The organism is Synechococcus sp. CS-1328, assembly GCF_025128095.1.
Taxonomy (GTDB): domain Bacteria; phylum Cyanobacteriota; class Cyanobacteriia; order PCC-6307; family Cyanobiaceae; genus CBW1002.
The window spans coordinates 1-12,739 of record NZ_JAHLYT010000072.1; the positions used below are offsets into that span (position 1 = coordinate 1).

Below are 12,739 nucleotides of genomic sequence, written 5' to 3' on the forward strand. Positions count from 1 at the left end.
CACCACCCCAAATGGGCAAGATTCAGCGTCCACAAAGGTGAATTCAGGCTGATCAACACCCGATCCATCCTCAAATAGTTCATCCCGAACAAACCGCGGCTCCAGACTCTCTTTTAGGACTCGTTGTCCAGAGGTTCCTTAGAGTGAAACTTGTGGATTCCATTGATGGCAGCCAATCCATAATCGAATAGCTTTATCTTCGGATCAGATCCTACAGCAAGAGTCAAAGCATTGTAGGACTCAAGAAATGGCTCAAAACAATAAATCATAGAATTTGGAAAAATTCTTCGAAACAGTAATGCTGTTTCGCCATGATGCGCGCCAACATCAAAAATGATAGGCTCAGTGTTGCCGACACATAGTCTTTGCATCACGGTAAAGGGATCCGCTTCAGGAGGAATTCCACCTTTGCGTTGAATACTATATCCAAGCATTCCTAGGAGCTTACGAAACAGTTTTTTGGTCATCTGAATTCAGAAGTTAAAGAGAGTGCGCGTAGAAGGCATCCCAATAATTCTACACCGATAAGTCTTCACGCTGAGTAGGAAGATCTGTTCACTTGTCTCGAATGGCAATCTCAGAGGCGGGATTGCATTTTATGTCACTGAAATGACAGCAGTACTAACAACCAGGGCATTAGGCATCTAATCCTCATGAGCGCATGATAAGTCATGCGTTTAGACCAGGCGTGAGAGGGCAAGACTATCGCGTCTTGGGTGCTACGAGAATACAACTTAGCACCAAGCATGGGATTATATCTTTGTCAAAGATCGTTTAGAGTACCGCAACAGACGTAGCATCATTAACTTAGACGCCAATACGGCATTCCAGAACTGCCACAATAGCCGCCATGCGAGTGACTCTCGCTCCACCAAGAATTCTCTCCTTCTTGACTCAAGCCTGCTTCTAATAGTATTTTCAATTCGTGACTTATTATGATCATGAGTCCTGAAATAGCCAAGTAACTTGTCAATCTTGACTCTTCTGAAGTCACGAAATGCATGAAGGAGGAACCAGTAGTCCATCACAAAATGCTCATCCACTGGGAAAGACCCCACGGCATGTTGCACTTGCCGCCTGTAGAAGTAACACGATGGATTAAGTGGCCACTTGTAGGATTGATAGAGCAACAGATCAATCATGCGAATTGACGAGCGAAGAAGTGTTGCACCCTCGTTGTTAATAATAATCAAATTGCCGACGACTATATCTGCTTTAGGGTTTGACTCAAAGGCTTCCAAAACCGATGTCAGTGCATTATCGGCTAAATAGTCATCGGAATTCAAGAAGCCTATGATTAGTCCAGTAGAAGCTAAAAAGCCCAGGTTCATGGCATCTGACTGCCCTCTGTCTACCGATGAGTGCCATCTAAGCCGTGGGTGCTCTCGCGCAAGTTCTTCCAGCTCATTAATAGTGCCATCAGAGGACCCTCCGTCAATAACAAGATGCTCACAATCTTTCACGCTCTGTCTGGCAACGCTCTCGACACACTCTCGTATCCAGAGTCTAGAGTTAAGCGAGGGTGTAATGATGGATACCTTCATTGTTTATTCTTCTGGATTACCCTTTTCCACGGGGCCCGTGACCGTGACATGTGCAAGCGTTTCCATAAAGTCACTCCCAGCCCTGCTCTGCCTTAACCACAGTTCCTGGTAGAGGCCATAAGGGCTTTCCAGCAGCTCAAAATGGCTACCTCGCTCCACGATCCTTCCGCCATCAACTACCACGATATGATCTGCATTGACGACCGTGCTCAGCCGGTGGGCAATGACCAGGACCGTGTGTTCCCGTTCGAACGCTTCGATCGCCTGCTGCACCACTCGCTCGCTGGCTGAATCTAGGGCGCTGGTGGCCTCATCTAGAATCAGTAGCCCTGGGTCGCGCAGAAACGCGCGAGCTAAGGAGATGCGCTGCCGCTGGCCGCCGCTCAGCCGATAGCCACGCTCACCGATCAACGTGTCGTAGCGCTCTGGCAGCTCCTCAATGAAGCCGGCAGCCTGAGCCCGCGCCGCCGCCGCCTCGATCGCTGAAGGTCTCGCTCCCAGGCAACAGAAGCCGATGTTCTCGGCCAAGGTGGCGTTGAACAGAAAAGTGTCCTGGCTCACAACCCCCAGCCGGCGCTGCCAGCTGGGTAAATCCAGCTCGCCCAGCTCTACCCCGTCGATCATGATGCGCCCCTCACTGGGCTCGTAAAGCCCTGCAAGCAGATCGGCAATCGAGCTCTTGCCCGCCCCGCTGGGCCCCACCAGCGCCACGGTGCGGCCCCTCGGGATCTCCAGATCGATGCCGCGCAGCACCCAGGGGCGGTCGGCGCCGTAACGGAGCCCAACCCCTTCCAGCCGGATGCCCTCGCCCAGCCCCGTGAAGGGCACACCACCTAGCCGGCGCAACTGCTTGTCGTCGGGGCGCAGAAAGCCGTTCAGCCGTTGCAGGTTTGCCGCATTGGCGCTCAGCAGTGTGTAGCTCGACGCCATGCCGTTCACCGCACCGTTCAGCCGCTGCAGCGTCAGGATGAACACCACCACCCGCGGCAGGGCCCCTGACGCCCGAGCGCCGAAAGCCAGCACGCTCACGATGGTGATGGCGGCGATGGCCAGCAGCGGCATCAGGCCGCTCACCGGCTCGAGCACCGCCAGCAGCCGAGCCTGGCGCCGCTGGGCCTCCTCCAGCTCCCCGAGCCCCTTGTGGAAGTCGGCATCAGCGGCCTCCAGCCAGCCCTGGCTGTGCAGCAGCCGCAGCCCCTGGATGGTTTCGGTGAGTCGGCTGCTGATCGCCACGCCCGCCGCCGTGAGCAGCCCGGCGGTGCGGCGGATGCGCGGCAGCAGCTGCTTCTGCAGTGCCACCACCACCAGGGCGATCAGCGCGGCGGCCAGCAGCAGCCAGGGCGAAAGGGTCACCAGCACCGCCAGGTAGGTGAGGGCCATCAGCAGCTGGATCATGAGGGCGTTGCTCATCTCGATCTCCAGCCGCACCGTATCGGGAGCGCTGACGGCCAGTTCATTCAAGTCGCCCACCCGGAATCCGCTGGCGCAGGCGAAGCTCAGGGCCGTGATGCGGCTGTGGATCAGACCACTGATGCGTCGTCTGCAGCGGGCCGCGAACCAGCCCACGCTCACGCTGTTGAGAAACTGCAGCATGGCCTGCATCAGTTTCAAGACCACTGCCAGCAGGATCAATCCAATAAAGAGGCTCGTTGGCTCTACCCCCTCAAGCCACCCCACCAGCGCCGGAAGCCCCGAAATCAGCGGCTTGGTCTGCCAGCTCACCGCACCACCGGTGCCCTGGCTGAGCAGATCCACCGCCAGGAACACTGTGCCGAGGCTGGCCCCTTCCAGAGCCGCCCGGCCCAGATTGCTCGCGGTAGCGAGTGCCAGCAGTTTCCACTGCTTCAGCGCCGTGAACCGGATCAGCCGCGAGGCCGGTTCCTGGCTGAACTGGATACCCAGAACTGCAGTCAACTTCCGGGATAACCGCTTCAGACTCGAGATGAAAAACCGTGTGCTAATTCGGGACATCAGGTGGTCTTACCTTTCGGAAACTCCACGGGCAGGCCAGCAACCTGTCCAATGATCTTCACAGAAATACTTTGAAAAGCTCGGCGGATGCTTCGCCTGTCGACTTGCACTGCGATCAACGGATGTTGTTCTGAACTAGTGTCGTTTCTTTTGCGGTGGTCCTGAATATTTGCAATCTGCTGTGTCACCTAGCCCAATCGGGTTGATTGTGGTTTCATCGGTTACGATGCTGCCATAAAGATAGGGTGTTCCCAGACCCATATTGGCGACCTTGCCACCTCCTCTGGTGAGGGATGATGAGGCTTGGTCACATAGATCGGCTGGTCTTGTTCTGGGGTGTCTATTGGTTCGTCCTTCAAGGGTTCGAGGCGTAGCAGTGGTGAGCTGGAGTCATGATTGTGGTAATGGCAGCAGTCAACAGGCAGCTCGTCCCAATCTGATGGTATTCAGGCACACCACAGGTGACTCGAGTGGGCGGACGCGAGCAGGGCTCAAGCATCTCGATCCGAACCCATTGAACCAGCCCTTCTCAAGTTTCGCTGTCCATCTCAGACGGCCTGGGCCCCGAAGCCACAGGCCTGCAATGCCGCCAGTTGATCAACCTGGGGCCGGCTGGCGGGGTGGACCTCGCTCAGATAGACCAAGGCAGCGTGCAGGTCCATGCGGCGGTGCTGCATCAGCCAGGCCATGGCCACCAGGGGGGAGCGCTCCATTCCGGCCACACAGTGCAGGTACACCGGACCAGAGAGCAACAGAGAATCGAGCTCTGCTACGGCCGCCCTCAGTTGCTGCGGCAGGGGTGCCAGGCCCTTGCGGGGATCAGGCAGCGCCACCCTATGGCAACGGAATCGGGTCTCCGCGTCGGGCGGCAAGGCTGCTTCCTCCCTGGAGCAGAGGCTCAACACGCTCCTGAGACCAGCTTGCTCCAGGCACTGGAGGTCTTCCGGTTGACGGGGTGCCCGACCCAGGGCCAGCTTGTTCACCAAGACCCAGCTGAATTGAAAGCCCATCTCAGATCAGTTTTTGCGGATCATGTCGCGTAGATCAGTTGGTGTTGTCGAGCAGCCGGAACAGGGTCAGCACATTCACGAGGCCACTGAGCGGATCACTCACCGCTCGGATCGCATCGGAACTCACCGCATAGCGGCTGCGGTTCACGATCACTGTGTCGCCATCTACCAAGGGGGGATTCTTGTCGATGGATACGTCTGCATTGTAGTCGAGCCGGTAAGTGCGTTGCATGGCGCTGCCGTTGCGGTTGATCCGCACCAGATCGACCTTGGATTTGTTTGCCCTCCAGCTCTGAAGACCACCTGCCGAGAGGATCGCCTTCATTAATGACGTGTTGGCAGGGAGAGCCAGCCTACCCGGAGACTTCACTTCTCCTACCACATTGACGGTGATCTCTGGTGGCGCCAAGGTGGTGGCGGCAATCTCCACGGCGGTCTCTACTGATTCCTCTGTGACCCGCTCAACTCTGATCGTGTCACCATCAAATAGAAGTGGATTCTGAACCTGATCGCCGTCGCGAACTAGGGCCAGAAGATCGACCTTCGCTCGTTTGAAACGAGGCTTCGTGCCCGGCATGCGTCGTTGGAGCCACACGTTGCGTAGATTCGCCATCGTGGTGATGCCGCCCGCTTTCTGAATCGCGTCCACCAAGGTGGGAGGACCGCTGATCGAGACACCGACCTGGGTATTGGAGGCCTCGGCTGTGGTGAGGGTATAGAGCCCAGGGCGCTCCACTTCCCCAACCAGAGCTATTCGTAGTGGGCGCGGTCGTACCACACTTAATTGAAGGGTGGGTCGCTGCAACTGCTTCCGATACAGTGTCTCCAGCCAGAGGCTGGCTTGCGATAAGGTGAGTCCGCTGAGATAGACGTTGCCCACCAACGGGAGCGAGGCGGTTCCATCGTTAAGGATCTCCAGTGGACCCGATAGTTCCGAGACGGCCAGGAAACGCAGATTGAGGCCATCGCCTGCTCCAAGAATATAGGGATCGTCTTCAATGGCAGAAGATTCTTCAATCTCTTTCCGGGATGATTCTCCAGCCGGAGTCAGCCCTGATGCCGGCGCCAGCGCATCAGCGGTTTGTGCCAGGGCCGGCACGGTCGCCATCAGACATAACGTCTTGACCAGCCCCAGAACCAGCAGGGACAGGCCTCTGCCGGGACGTTTTCTCCCCTGGTTGGCCATCTCGGGTTCCGGTTCCGTCAGCAATCCCTCGGCATGCTGCCATGGATGGCCTGGGTTGCTTGATGAGGGTCGGCGACGCATCCCTGACAGTCCCGATACATTGATCCAAGTTGAGACGCCCTCCAGTGCAAGCACGGGAATCCGTTGCATTCCTGGCGCCTATAACGGTTGCGTTTTCGCTCCTGGCACCCGTGCTGGGCCCGAGGGCGTCTGCTCAACCTGCTTCCCTTCCTCTGCGCTGGGAGCCTCACTCTGCCGAACAGGCCTCCAACACACCACCACAGCACCTCATCTGGGAAGAGGTGCCTTTGTTGGCGCTACCGAACTCCCTGATGCCTGAAGGTACCAATGCTGCTGAGGGGCAATCTTCAGATCCCGTTCAAAGCTACCTGCTGGCCTGGACCCTTGTTCCGGAGGAGGAGGTGATCACCCCAGACATGGTGGCAACCAGCGAGCGCCCCGACCCTCCCCGCTTGCCCGAGATCCTTCCACCGGCGGTGCCAGAGGTGCGCAACCTTGCCAATGGCATCACTGTCAACGGCGCCCCCTACCCCGACACGGCTTTGTATGTTCACAACGGCTTTGCCGCTGATCCGGAATTCACTGTCACAACAACGCTGTTAGGCATTTCTCGGACCCGGGATTGTTTTCCCGAAGCTTCAGGCGACCCTTTGAAATGCGCTGATCTTGAAGCAGATATCTTTCTTACACCCTTTCGCAGTGAGTCCGCCAGTCTCGGCCTTCAGTGGACAACCCAGAGCCTCTCTGGTCGAGATGGTGGCACCCCTCAATTTGCAGCGCAAAGCCTCGGCTTTCGGACCGCAGTGAACCTCACTCCTACCACTGGTTTAGCCTTTGGTGGTGAGCACATCATCCAGTTCGACAACAATACTGATCAAGGGCGTAACTTCTATCTCGTGCTCTCTCAGGCTATCCCCTTCCGAGGCGGCCCTGATCCCTTCCTCGCTGTTGCGACTGTTGGAATTGGCTCTGATTTCTTCGGCTACAAGGGCAATGGCGTGATCGGCTCCACGAACTGCCTGAGTGGTAATAACATCAGCAGTCCTAACTATCCAGAGGGCAACGATTGCCGATGGGGACCGATTGGATCCCTGAATCTTTTCTTCGGTCCCCATCTTTCGATCGGAGCGGAGTGGTTTGGCTATGGCATCGGTGCGGGCATCTCAGTGCTTCCTCTGCGGGACATCCCTTTCACGCTCACAATCTATGCTACCGACTTCCTCGGTAACACTCCCGACTACCTTGAGGGATTGTGCACGACAAATCCCTGCCAGACTCGCTACTTGGTAAGAGCCTCGATGTCGTTCTGATGGCGATTTTCTCGAGACTGTCCTGATCGACTTTGCCGTTGCAGGCGCGCCATGACTGGCTCAATCTCTTCGTGGATTCCATTCAGCATCTGGTAGGGTCGAAGGAGTAGTTCTGTATTGATTGGGATGGGCGACTCTTCCTTCTTGCGTCGTCCATTGATGCCTTGTCGAATGACATTATGATAACTGAGGGCAGTCTCTCTGAAGATGCGCACCATAGAGACGTGCGCCATGGAAGTGATCATCCAGTCAATCCGCCTGATGGCTCGTCAGGTCATCCGAGTTCCTGTTGGCATCTCCGAGCCATGTCCACTTGCCAACCTGATGGAATTACTGGCGCCGTTGCCTTGGGGCGACGATGGCCAGATCCAGTGACGGTTATGGTGATTTCGATGCTGTTTGGCTCATTGCGATTCCAGGAACGGGCCTGATGGCAGGCTGGATTCCAGGCAATGCAGGCAACGGCGTGGCAACAGCGAGATCTGGAGGCGAAAAGCCGCTGTTGTTGCTGATCGATGGCCACTCGCTGGCCTTCCGCAGCTTCTACGCCTTCAGCAAGGGTGGCGAAGGCGGGCTGAGCACCAAGGACGGCGTGCCGACCTCGGTGACCTACGGCTTCCTCAAGGCGCTGCTGGATCACTGTCGGGGCCTCACTCCCCAGGGGCTGGTTGTGGCGTTCGACACGGCCGAGCCGACCTTCCGGCATCAGGCCGACGAGGCTTACAAGGCCCACCGTGACGAAGCGCCGGAACACTTCTTCGCGGACCTGGACAACCTGCAGCAGATCCTTCGCGACAACCTCGATATCCCTCTGTGCATGGCCCCCGGCTACGAGGCCGACGACGTGCTCGGGACCCTGGCCAACCGCGCCGTCGCAGGTGGTTGGCGGGTGCGCATCCTCTCCGGCGACCGCGACCTGTTCCAGCTGGTGGACGACCAGCGTGACATTGCCGTGCTCTACATGGGTGGCGGACCCTATGCGAAGAATGCAGGCCCGCTGGAGGTGCGGCGCGAGGGCGTGATCGCCAAGCTGGGCGTCACGCCGGAGGAGGTCGTCGACCTCAAGGCCCTCACCGGCGACAGCAGCGACAACATCCCGGGTGTCAAAGGCGTGGGCCCCAAGACCGCCATCAACCTGTTGGCTGCTTTTGAACACCTGGATGGCGTGTATGGCGCCCTCGAAGCCCTGGAGCAAGCAGGACCGAAGGCCAAGGATCCGAAGGGGGTCCTGAAAGGAGCCCTGCTCGGCAAGTTGAAGGAGGGCCGCAGCAGTGCCTACCGCTCCCGCATGCTCGCCGAGATCCTTGTCGACATCCCTCTGCCGAGCGAGCCGCGCCTTGAACTCGGGACGGTGAACGCCGAGGCGCTGCGCAGCAGCCTGGAGAGCCTGGAGCTCTACAGCCTCGCGAAGCAGGTGGGTAGCTTCGCCCAGCTGTTTTCAGCAGCGCTGCCGCCGGAGTCCCAGCAGGAGGCCCGTGCCGCTGAGGTGCCGTCCACCAGCGCCGGGGAGGAAACGCCAGCCCCCGGGCACCAGTCAACTGGCTCCGACTCAGATCCCTATCCCGACCCGGACCCTGACCCCGACAGCGATGCAGCGCCGGCCCTGCCAGCGCTGCTGCCCCAGCTGGTCACCAGCACCGAGGCGCTCTCCGCCCTGGTGGACCGGCTGTATCGCTTCACCGATCCAGCGGCCCCCGTGGCGCTCGACACCGAGACCACGGCCCTCAATCCCTTTCAGGCGGAGCTGGTGGGGATCGGCCTGGCCTGGGGGGAAGGCCCCGCCGATCTGGCCTACATCCCGATCGGCCACCAGCCGCTCGGTGTGGAAGACCTGCTCAGCGATCCACCGATGGTGGCCCCCCAGCTGCCGTTGGATCAGGTGCTCACCGCCCTGGCTCCCTGGCTGGCCAGCCAGGAGCACCCCAAGACCCTCCAGAACGCCAAGTACGACCGCCTGATCCTGCTGCGCCACGGCCTCGAGCTGGGGGGGGTGGTGATGGACACCCTGCTGGCCGATTACCTGCGCGATGCCAATGCCCGGCACGGCCTCGAGGTGCTGGCACAGCGCAACTTCGGCTTCAGCCCCACCAGCTACACCGAGCTGGTCCCGAAGGGAGCCACCTTTGCGCTGGTGCCGATCGCCGCGGCGGCCCAGTACTGCGGCATGGATGTCCACGTGACCCGCCGCCTCACCCCATTGCTGCGCCACCAACTGGCGGAGCTGGGTCCCGCCTTGCCGCAGCTTCTCGACCAGGTGGAACTGCCGCTTGAGCCGGTGCTGGCGCTGATGGAGGCCACCGGCATTCGCATCGATACCGCCTATCTGGAGTCCCTCAGCGTTGAGCTGGGCGCCACCCTGCAGCGGTTGGAGAGCGAGGCGAAGGCGGTGGCAGGGGTGGACTTCAACCTGGCCAGCCCCAAACAGCTGGGCGAACTGCTGTTCGACACCCTCGGCCTCGATCGCAAGAAATCCCGCAAGACCAAGACGGGGTGGAGCACCGATGCCACCGTGCTCGAAAAGCTCGAAGAGGCTCACCCCGTTGTGCCGCTGGTGCTGGAACACCGCACCCTCAGCAAGCTCAAGAGCACCTACGTGGATGCTCTTCCGGCCCTCATGGAGCCGGAGACGAGCCGCGTCCACACCGATTTCAACCAGGCCGTGACCGCCACCGGGCGGCTCTCGAGCAGCAACCCGAACCTGCAGAACATTCCGATCCGCACCGAGTTCAGCCGCCGCATTCGCAAGGCGTTTCTACCCCAGGAGGGCTGGCAGCTGATCAGCGCCGATTACTCCCAGATCGAGCTGCGCATCCTCACCCACCTCTCCGGCGAGGAGGTGCTGCTGCAGGCCTACCGCAGCGGCGACGATGTGCATGCCCTCACCGCCAGGTTGCTGCTGGAGAAGGAGGAGGTCACGCCTGAAGAGCGCCGCCTCGGCAAGACGATCAACTTCGGGGTGATCTACGGCATGGGCGCCCAGCGCTTCGCGCGTGAGACCGGCGTCAGCCAGGTTGTCGCCAAGGAGTTCCTGAGCAAGTACAAGCAGCGATATCCAAGGGTGTTTGCCTTCCTGGAACTGCAGGAACGGCTGGCCCTCTCCCGCGGTTATGTGGAAACGATCCTGGGCCGCCGCCGGCCCTTCGCCTTCGATCCCCATGGGCTGGGGCGGTTGCTCGGTAAGGATCCGCTGGCGATCGACCTGGAGGTGGCCCATCGCGGCGGCCTCGAGGCCCAGCAGTTGCGGGCGGCGGCCAATGCACCGATCCAGGGCTCCTCGGCGGACATCATCAAGCTGGCGATGATCCAGCTGCAGCGGGAGCTTCACAGCCGCGCCCTGCCAGCCCGGTTGCTGCTGCAGGTGCACGACGAACTGGTGCTCGAAAGCGCCCCGGAGGTGCTGGAGGAGGTCCTGGCCCTCACCCGCCGCACGATGGAAGAGGCTGTGACCCTCTCGGTGCCGCTCAAGGTGGAGACAGGGGTGGGACCGAACTGGATGGAGGCGAAGTAAGGGCTTTCTGCCCGAATCAGGGGGCCGCTGGTTTGGAGCTAGCGGGTTTGGCGGTCGCTGGCTTTGGGGCTGCGGTTTTGGTGGCCGCCGCTTTCGGTGCAGCGGCTTTTGGCGCGGTGCTCTTCGGTGCTGTTGTGGTTGGAGCCGTCGTTTTCGGAGGCGCCGTTTTCGGAGCTGCTGTCTGCGGTGTCGCTGATTTGGGGGCCGGATTGTCCCCGGCAGGTTGGGCCGCCGGGGGCAGCGTGGCTGGGGTCGAGGCTGGGGTCACGTTGGCGCAGAGGCTGGCCATCATTTCGTCCTCTCCGCCCAGGGTGGTGGATTCGTCGCGGGAGAAGGGCAGCCGCCAGGTTTCCCAGGCGGCATCACCCACCCGGCGGGTGAGCTTGAGGGTGTCGCAATGCACCGCCACGCTGCTGCTCACCGGCGGGCTGCCGCATTCCACTGCTGTGGTGCGCACGTTGCCCTCGGCCAGCCGCCAGCCGGCCCAGTCGTAGCGGCAGACGCCAAACACACGCCAGCGCGGTGCCTTGAGACTGCGGATTTTCTCCAGCAGGGCCTTCTCGCGGGCTCCGGGTGCCTCGCTGTCATCCGTGGCTGCGGGTTTAGTGGCTGCGGGTTCAGTGGCAGCGGGTTGAGTGGCAGGTGGCTGAGCGGCAGCTGGTTGCGTGGCGGCTGGAGCTGCGGCTGCAGTGGCACCACCCGGTTGGGCCTCGATCGCCGCCACGCCTGCCGGCTGCAGCGCCAGCCCTAAGGGCAGCAGCAGCGCCAGCAGCGGAGCAGCCCCCAGCCCCAAGGCCTGACGACGGGCTGGTGAGGGATCAGCTCCGGAGGGAGTGCCAGTGAGGTGGATCGTCGTCGCCATGGGCCTCAGGCCTGCATTGCCTTGGTCTCAAGCCTGAAGCATGGCGGCCCCGCTGCCAAGCGGCACGGCTCAGGCCGGTTGCAGGGCCTCATACGCCGTGCAGAACGCAGCACCGAGCGCCTCACGCAGGATCGTGTCCTGCCGGAAGGCGTCGCGGGCTTCGGCCAGGCTGGATGGCAGGCGCGCCGCCTGATCGGCGGACGGTGGCGTGGCATCGGTGTCAGCATCGCTGCGCGGACCGGGATCGAGCTGGCGTGCAATGCCGTCCAGACCGGCGGCCAGCGCCCCTGCCTGCAGCAGGTAGGGATTGGCGGCACCATCGGGCAGACGCAGCTCCAGCCGCTGATCGTCTGGAATCCGCACCATGTGGGTGCGGTTGTTGCCGCCGTAACTGATCCAGCCCGGCGACCAGTTGGAGCCGGATGCGGTGTTGGTGCGGGCCAGCCGCCGATAGCTGGCGGTGACGGGATTGGTGAGGGCGCAGAGGGCGGGCGCATGGGCGAGCAGCCCTCCCAGAAAGTGATAAGCCAGCTCTGACAGGCCCAGGGCCCCCGCACCGTCGTGGAAGAGGTTGCGGCCCTGATCGTCCCAGAGGGAGCAATGCAGATGGGCGCCGTTGCCGGTGAGTTCGGCGATCGGCTTGGGGGCGAAACTCACCCAGCGGCCGTAGCGCTCCGCCACGGACTGGGCCATCACCCGGAAAAAGGCATGGCGATCCGCCGTGACCAGGGCATCGGCGAAGGTCCAGTTGATCTCGAACTGTCCGTTGGCATCTTCATGGTCAGCCTGGTATGGACCCCAGCCCAGGGTCTCCATGCCATCGAGCAGTTCACTGATCAGCGGATACTGACGCATCAAGGCGAGCTGGTCGTAGCAAGGCTTGGTCTGCTGATCGTGGCGATCGGCGATCACCCCCCGTTCCGGATCGAGCAGGAAGAACTCGGGCTCGACGCCGGTGCGGAAATGCAGGCCCTGGGCCGCCGCCCGTTCCAGCTGGCGCTGGAGCACCCGCCGTGGCGACTGCTCCAGCGGTGTTCCCCCCACCACCAGATCGGTGGCGACCCAGGCCACAGTCGGTTGCCAGGGCAGCACCATCAGGCTGGCGAGATCCGGGATGGCGAGCACATCCGGATCGGCTGGGCTCATGTGCATCCAGGCGGCAAAGCCTGCGAAGCCCGCCCCGCTGCTGGCCATCGCCGCCGCCGCCGCTGCCGGCACCAGCTTGGCCCGCTGCACGCCGAACAGATCGCAGAACGAGAACAGGATGTGACGCAGGTTGTGGTCGGCGGCGTAGCGAGCCAGGTCGGTCATGCGGGGGCTCAACAGT

Annotated in this window: 10 protein-coding genes; 3 read left to right on the forward strand and 7 right to left on the reverse strand. The window is 61.1% G+C overall.

Features of this window, described 5'->3' with window-relative positions:
• Window positions 1-113 precede the first annotated feature (113 nt).
• The 5 genes from KQ310_RS15375 to KQ310_RS15390 form a co-directional block, all read right to left on the reverse strand.
• Window positions 114-467 (reverse strand): FkbM family methyltransferase, encoded by a 354-nt coding sequence (locus KQ310_RS15375; RefSeq protein ID WP_259722611.1) that lies wholly within the window; start codon window positions 465-467, stop codon window positions 114-116.
• Between the two features lie 285 nt (window positions 468-752).
• A complete protein-coding gene (locus tag KQ310_RS16070; protein WP_399238650.1) occupies window positions 753-1,544 on the reverse strand; it encodes a glycosyltransferase family 2 protein in 792 nt (263 codons plus the stop codon).
• A gap of 3 nt (window positions 1,545-1,547) precedes the next feature.
• The gene (locus tag KQ310_RS15380; protein ID WP_259722612.1) at window positions 1,548-3,458 is read right to left on the reverse strand and encodes an ABC transporter ATP-binding protein; all 1,911 of its coding nucleotides are present in this window, start codon (window positions 3,456-3,458) and stop codon (window positions 1,548-1,550) included.
• A gap of 605 nt (window positions 3,459-4,063) precedes the next feature.
• Window positions 4,064-4,525 (reverse strand): dual specificity protein phosphatase family protein, encoded by a 462-nt coding sequence (locus KQ310_RS16075; protein WP_399238654.1) that lies wholly within the window; start codon window positions 4,523-4,525, stop codon window positions 4,064-4,066.
• A 34-nt stretch (window positions 4,526-4,559) separates the two neighbouring features.
• A complete protein-coding gene (locus tag KQ310_RS15390) occupies window positions 4,560-5,861 on the reverse strand; it encodes an SLBB domain-containing protein (protein ID WP_259722614.1) in 1,302 nt (433 codons plus the stop codon).
• Window positions 5,862-6,043: 182 nt separating this feature from the next.
• Between KQ310_RS15390 and KQ310_RS15395 the strand changes: the two genes are divergently transcribed.
• The 3 genes from KQ310_RS15395 (at window position 6,044) to polA (ending at window position 10,550) form a co-directional block, all read left to right on the forward strand.
• Entirely contained in the window at window positions 6,044-7,042 is a 999-nt protein-coding gene (locus KQ310_RS15395) for a hypothetical protein (protein WP_259722615.1), read from the forward strand.
• A 207-nt stretch (window positions 7,043-7,249) separates the two neighbouring features.
• The gene (locus tag KQ310_RS15400) at window positions 7,250-7,417 is read left to right on the forward strand and encodes a hypothetical protein (RefSeq protein WP_259722616.1); all 168 of its coding nucleotides are present in this window, start codon (window positions 7,250-7,252) and stop codon (window positions 7,415-7,417) included.
• 55 nt (window positions 7,418-7,472) lie between these two features.
• Window positions 7,473-10,550, forward strand: coding sequence for a DNA polymerase I (gene polA / locus KQ310_RS15405; protein ID WP_259722617.1), 3,078 nt, complete (start codon window positions 7,473-7,475; stop codon window positions 10,548-10,550).
• A 16-nt stretch (window positions 10,551-10,566) separates the two neighbouring features.
• Here the strand turns inward: polA and KQ310_RS15410 are convergent, their stop codons facing one another.
• On the reverse strand, window positions 10,567-11,412 hold the full coding sequence (locus KQ310_RS15410) for a hypothetical protein (protein ID WP_259722618.1): 846 nt from the start codon (window positions 11,410-11,412) through the stop codon (window positions 10,567-10,569).
• 69 nt (window positions 11,413-11,481) lie between these two features.
• On the reverse strand, window positions 11,482-12,723 hold the full coding sequence (gene glnT, locus KQ310_RS15415; protein WP_259722619.1) for a type III glutamate--ammonia ligase: 1,242 nt from the start codon (window positions 12,721-12,723) through the stop codon (window positions 11,482-11,484).
• Between the last annotated feature and the right edge of the window lie 16 nt (window positions 12,724-12,739).

What these genes read in the sequence shown, in the direction of transcription:
- polA (WP_259722617.1), top strand. Translation starts at nt 7,473, where the DNA reads ATGGCAGGCTGGATTCCAGGCAATGCAGGCAACGGCGTGGCAACAGCG.
- glnT (WP_259722619.1), bottom strand. Translation starts at nt 12,723, where the DNA reads ATGACCGACCTGGCTCGCTACGCCGCCGACCACAACCTGCGTCACATC.
- KQ310_RS15375 (WP_259722611.1), bottom strand. Translation starts at nt 467, where the DNA reads ATGACCAAAAAACTGTTTCGTAAGCTCCTAGGAATGCTTGGATATAGT.
- KQ310_RS16070 (WP_399238650.1), bottom strand. Translation starts at nt 1,544, where the DNA reads ATGAAGGTATCCATCATTACACCCTCGCTTAACTCTAGACTCTGGATA.
- KQ310_RS16075 (WP_399238654.1), bottom strand. Translation starts at nt 4,525, where the DNA reads ATGGGCTTTCAATTCAGCTGGGTCTTGGTGAACAAGCTGGCCCTGGGT.
- KQ310_RS15395 (WP_259722615.1), top strand. Translation starts at nt 6,044, where the DNA reads ATGCCTGAAGGTACCAATGCTGCTGAGGGGCAATCTTCAGATCCCGTT.
- KQ310_RS15410 (WP_259722618.1), bottom strand. Translation starts at nt 11,412, where the DNA reads ATGGCGACGACGATCCACCTCACTGGCACTCCCTCCGGAGCTGATCCC.
- KQ310_RS15390 (WP_259722614.1), bottom strand. Translation starts at nt 5,861, where the DNA reads ATGCAACGGATTCCCGTGCTTGCACTGGAGGGCGTCTCAACTTGGATC.
- KQ310_RS15400 (WP_259722616.1), top strand. Translation starts at nt 7,250, where the DNA reads ATGCGCACCATAGAGACGTGCGCCATGGAAGTGATCATCCAGTCAATC.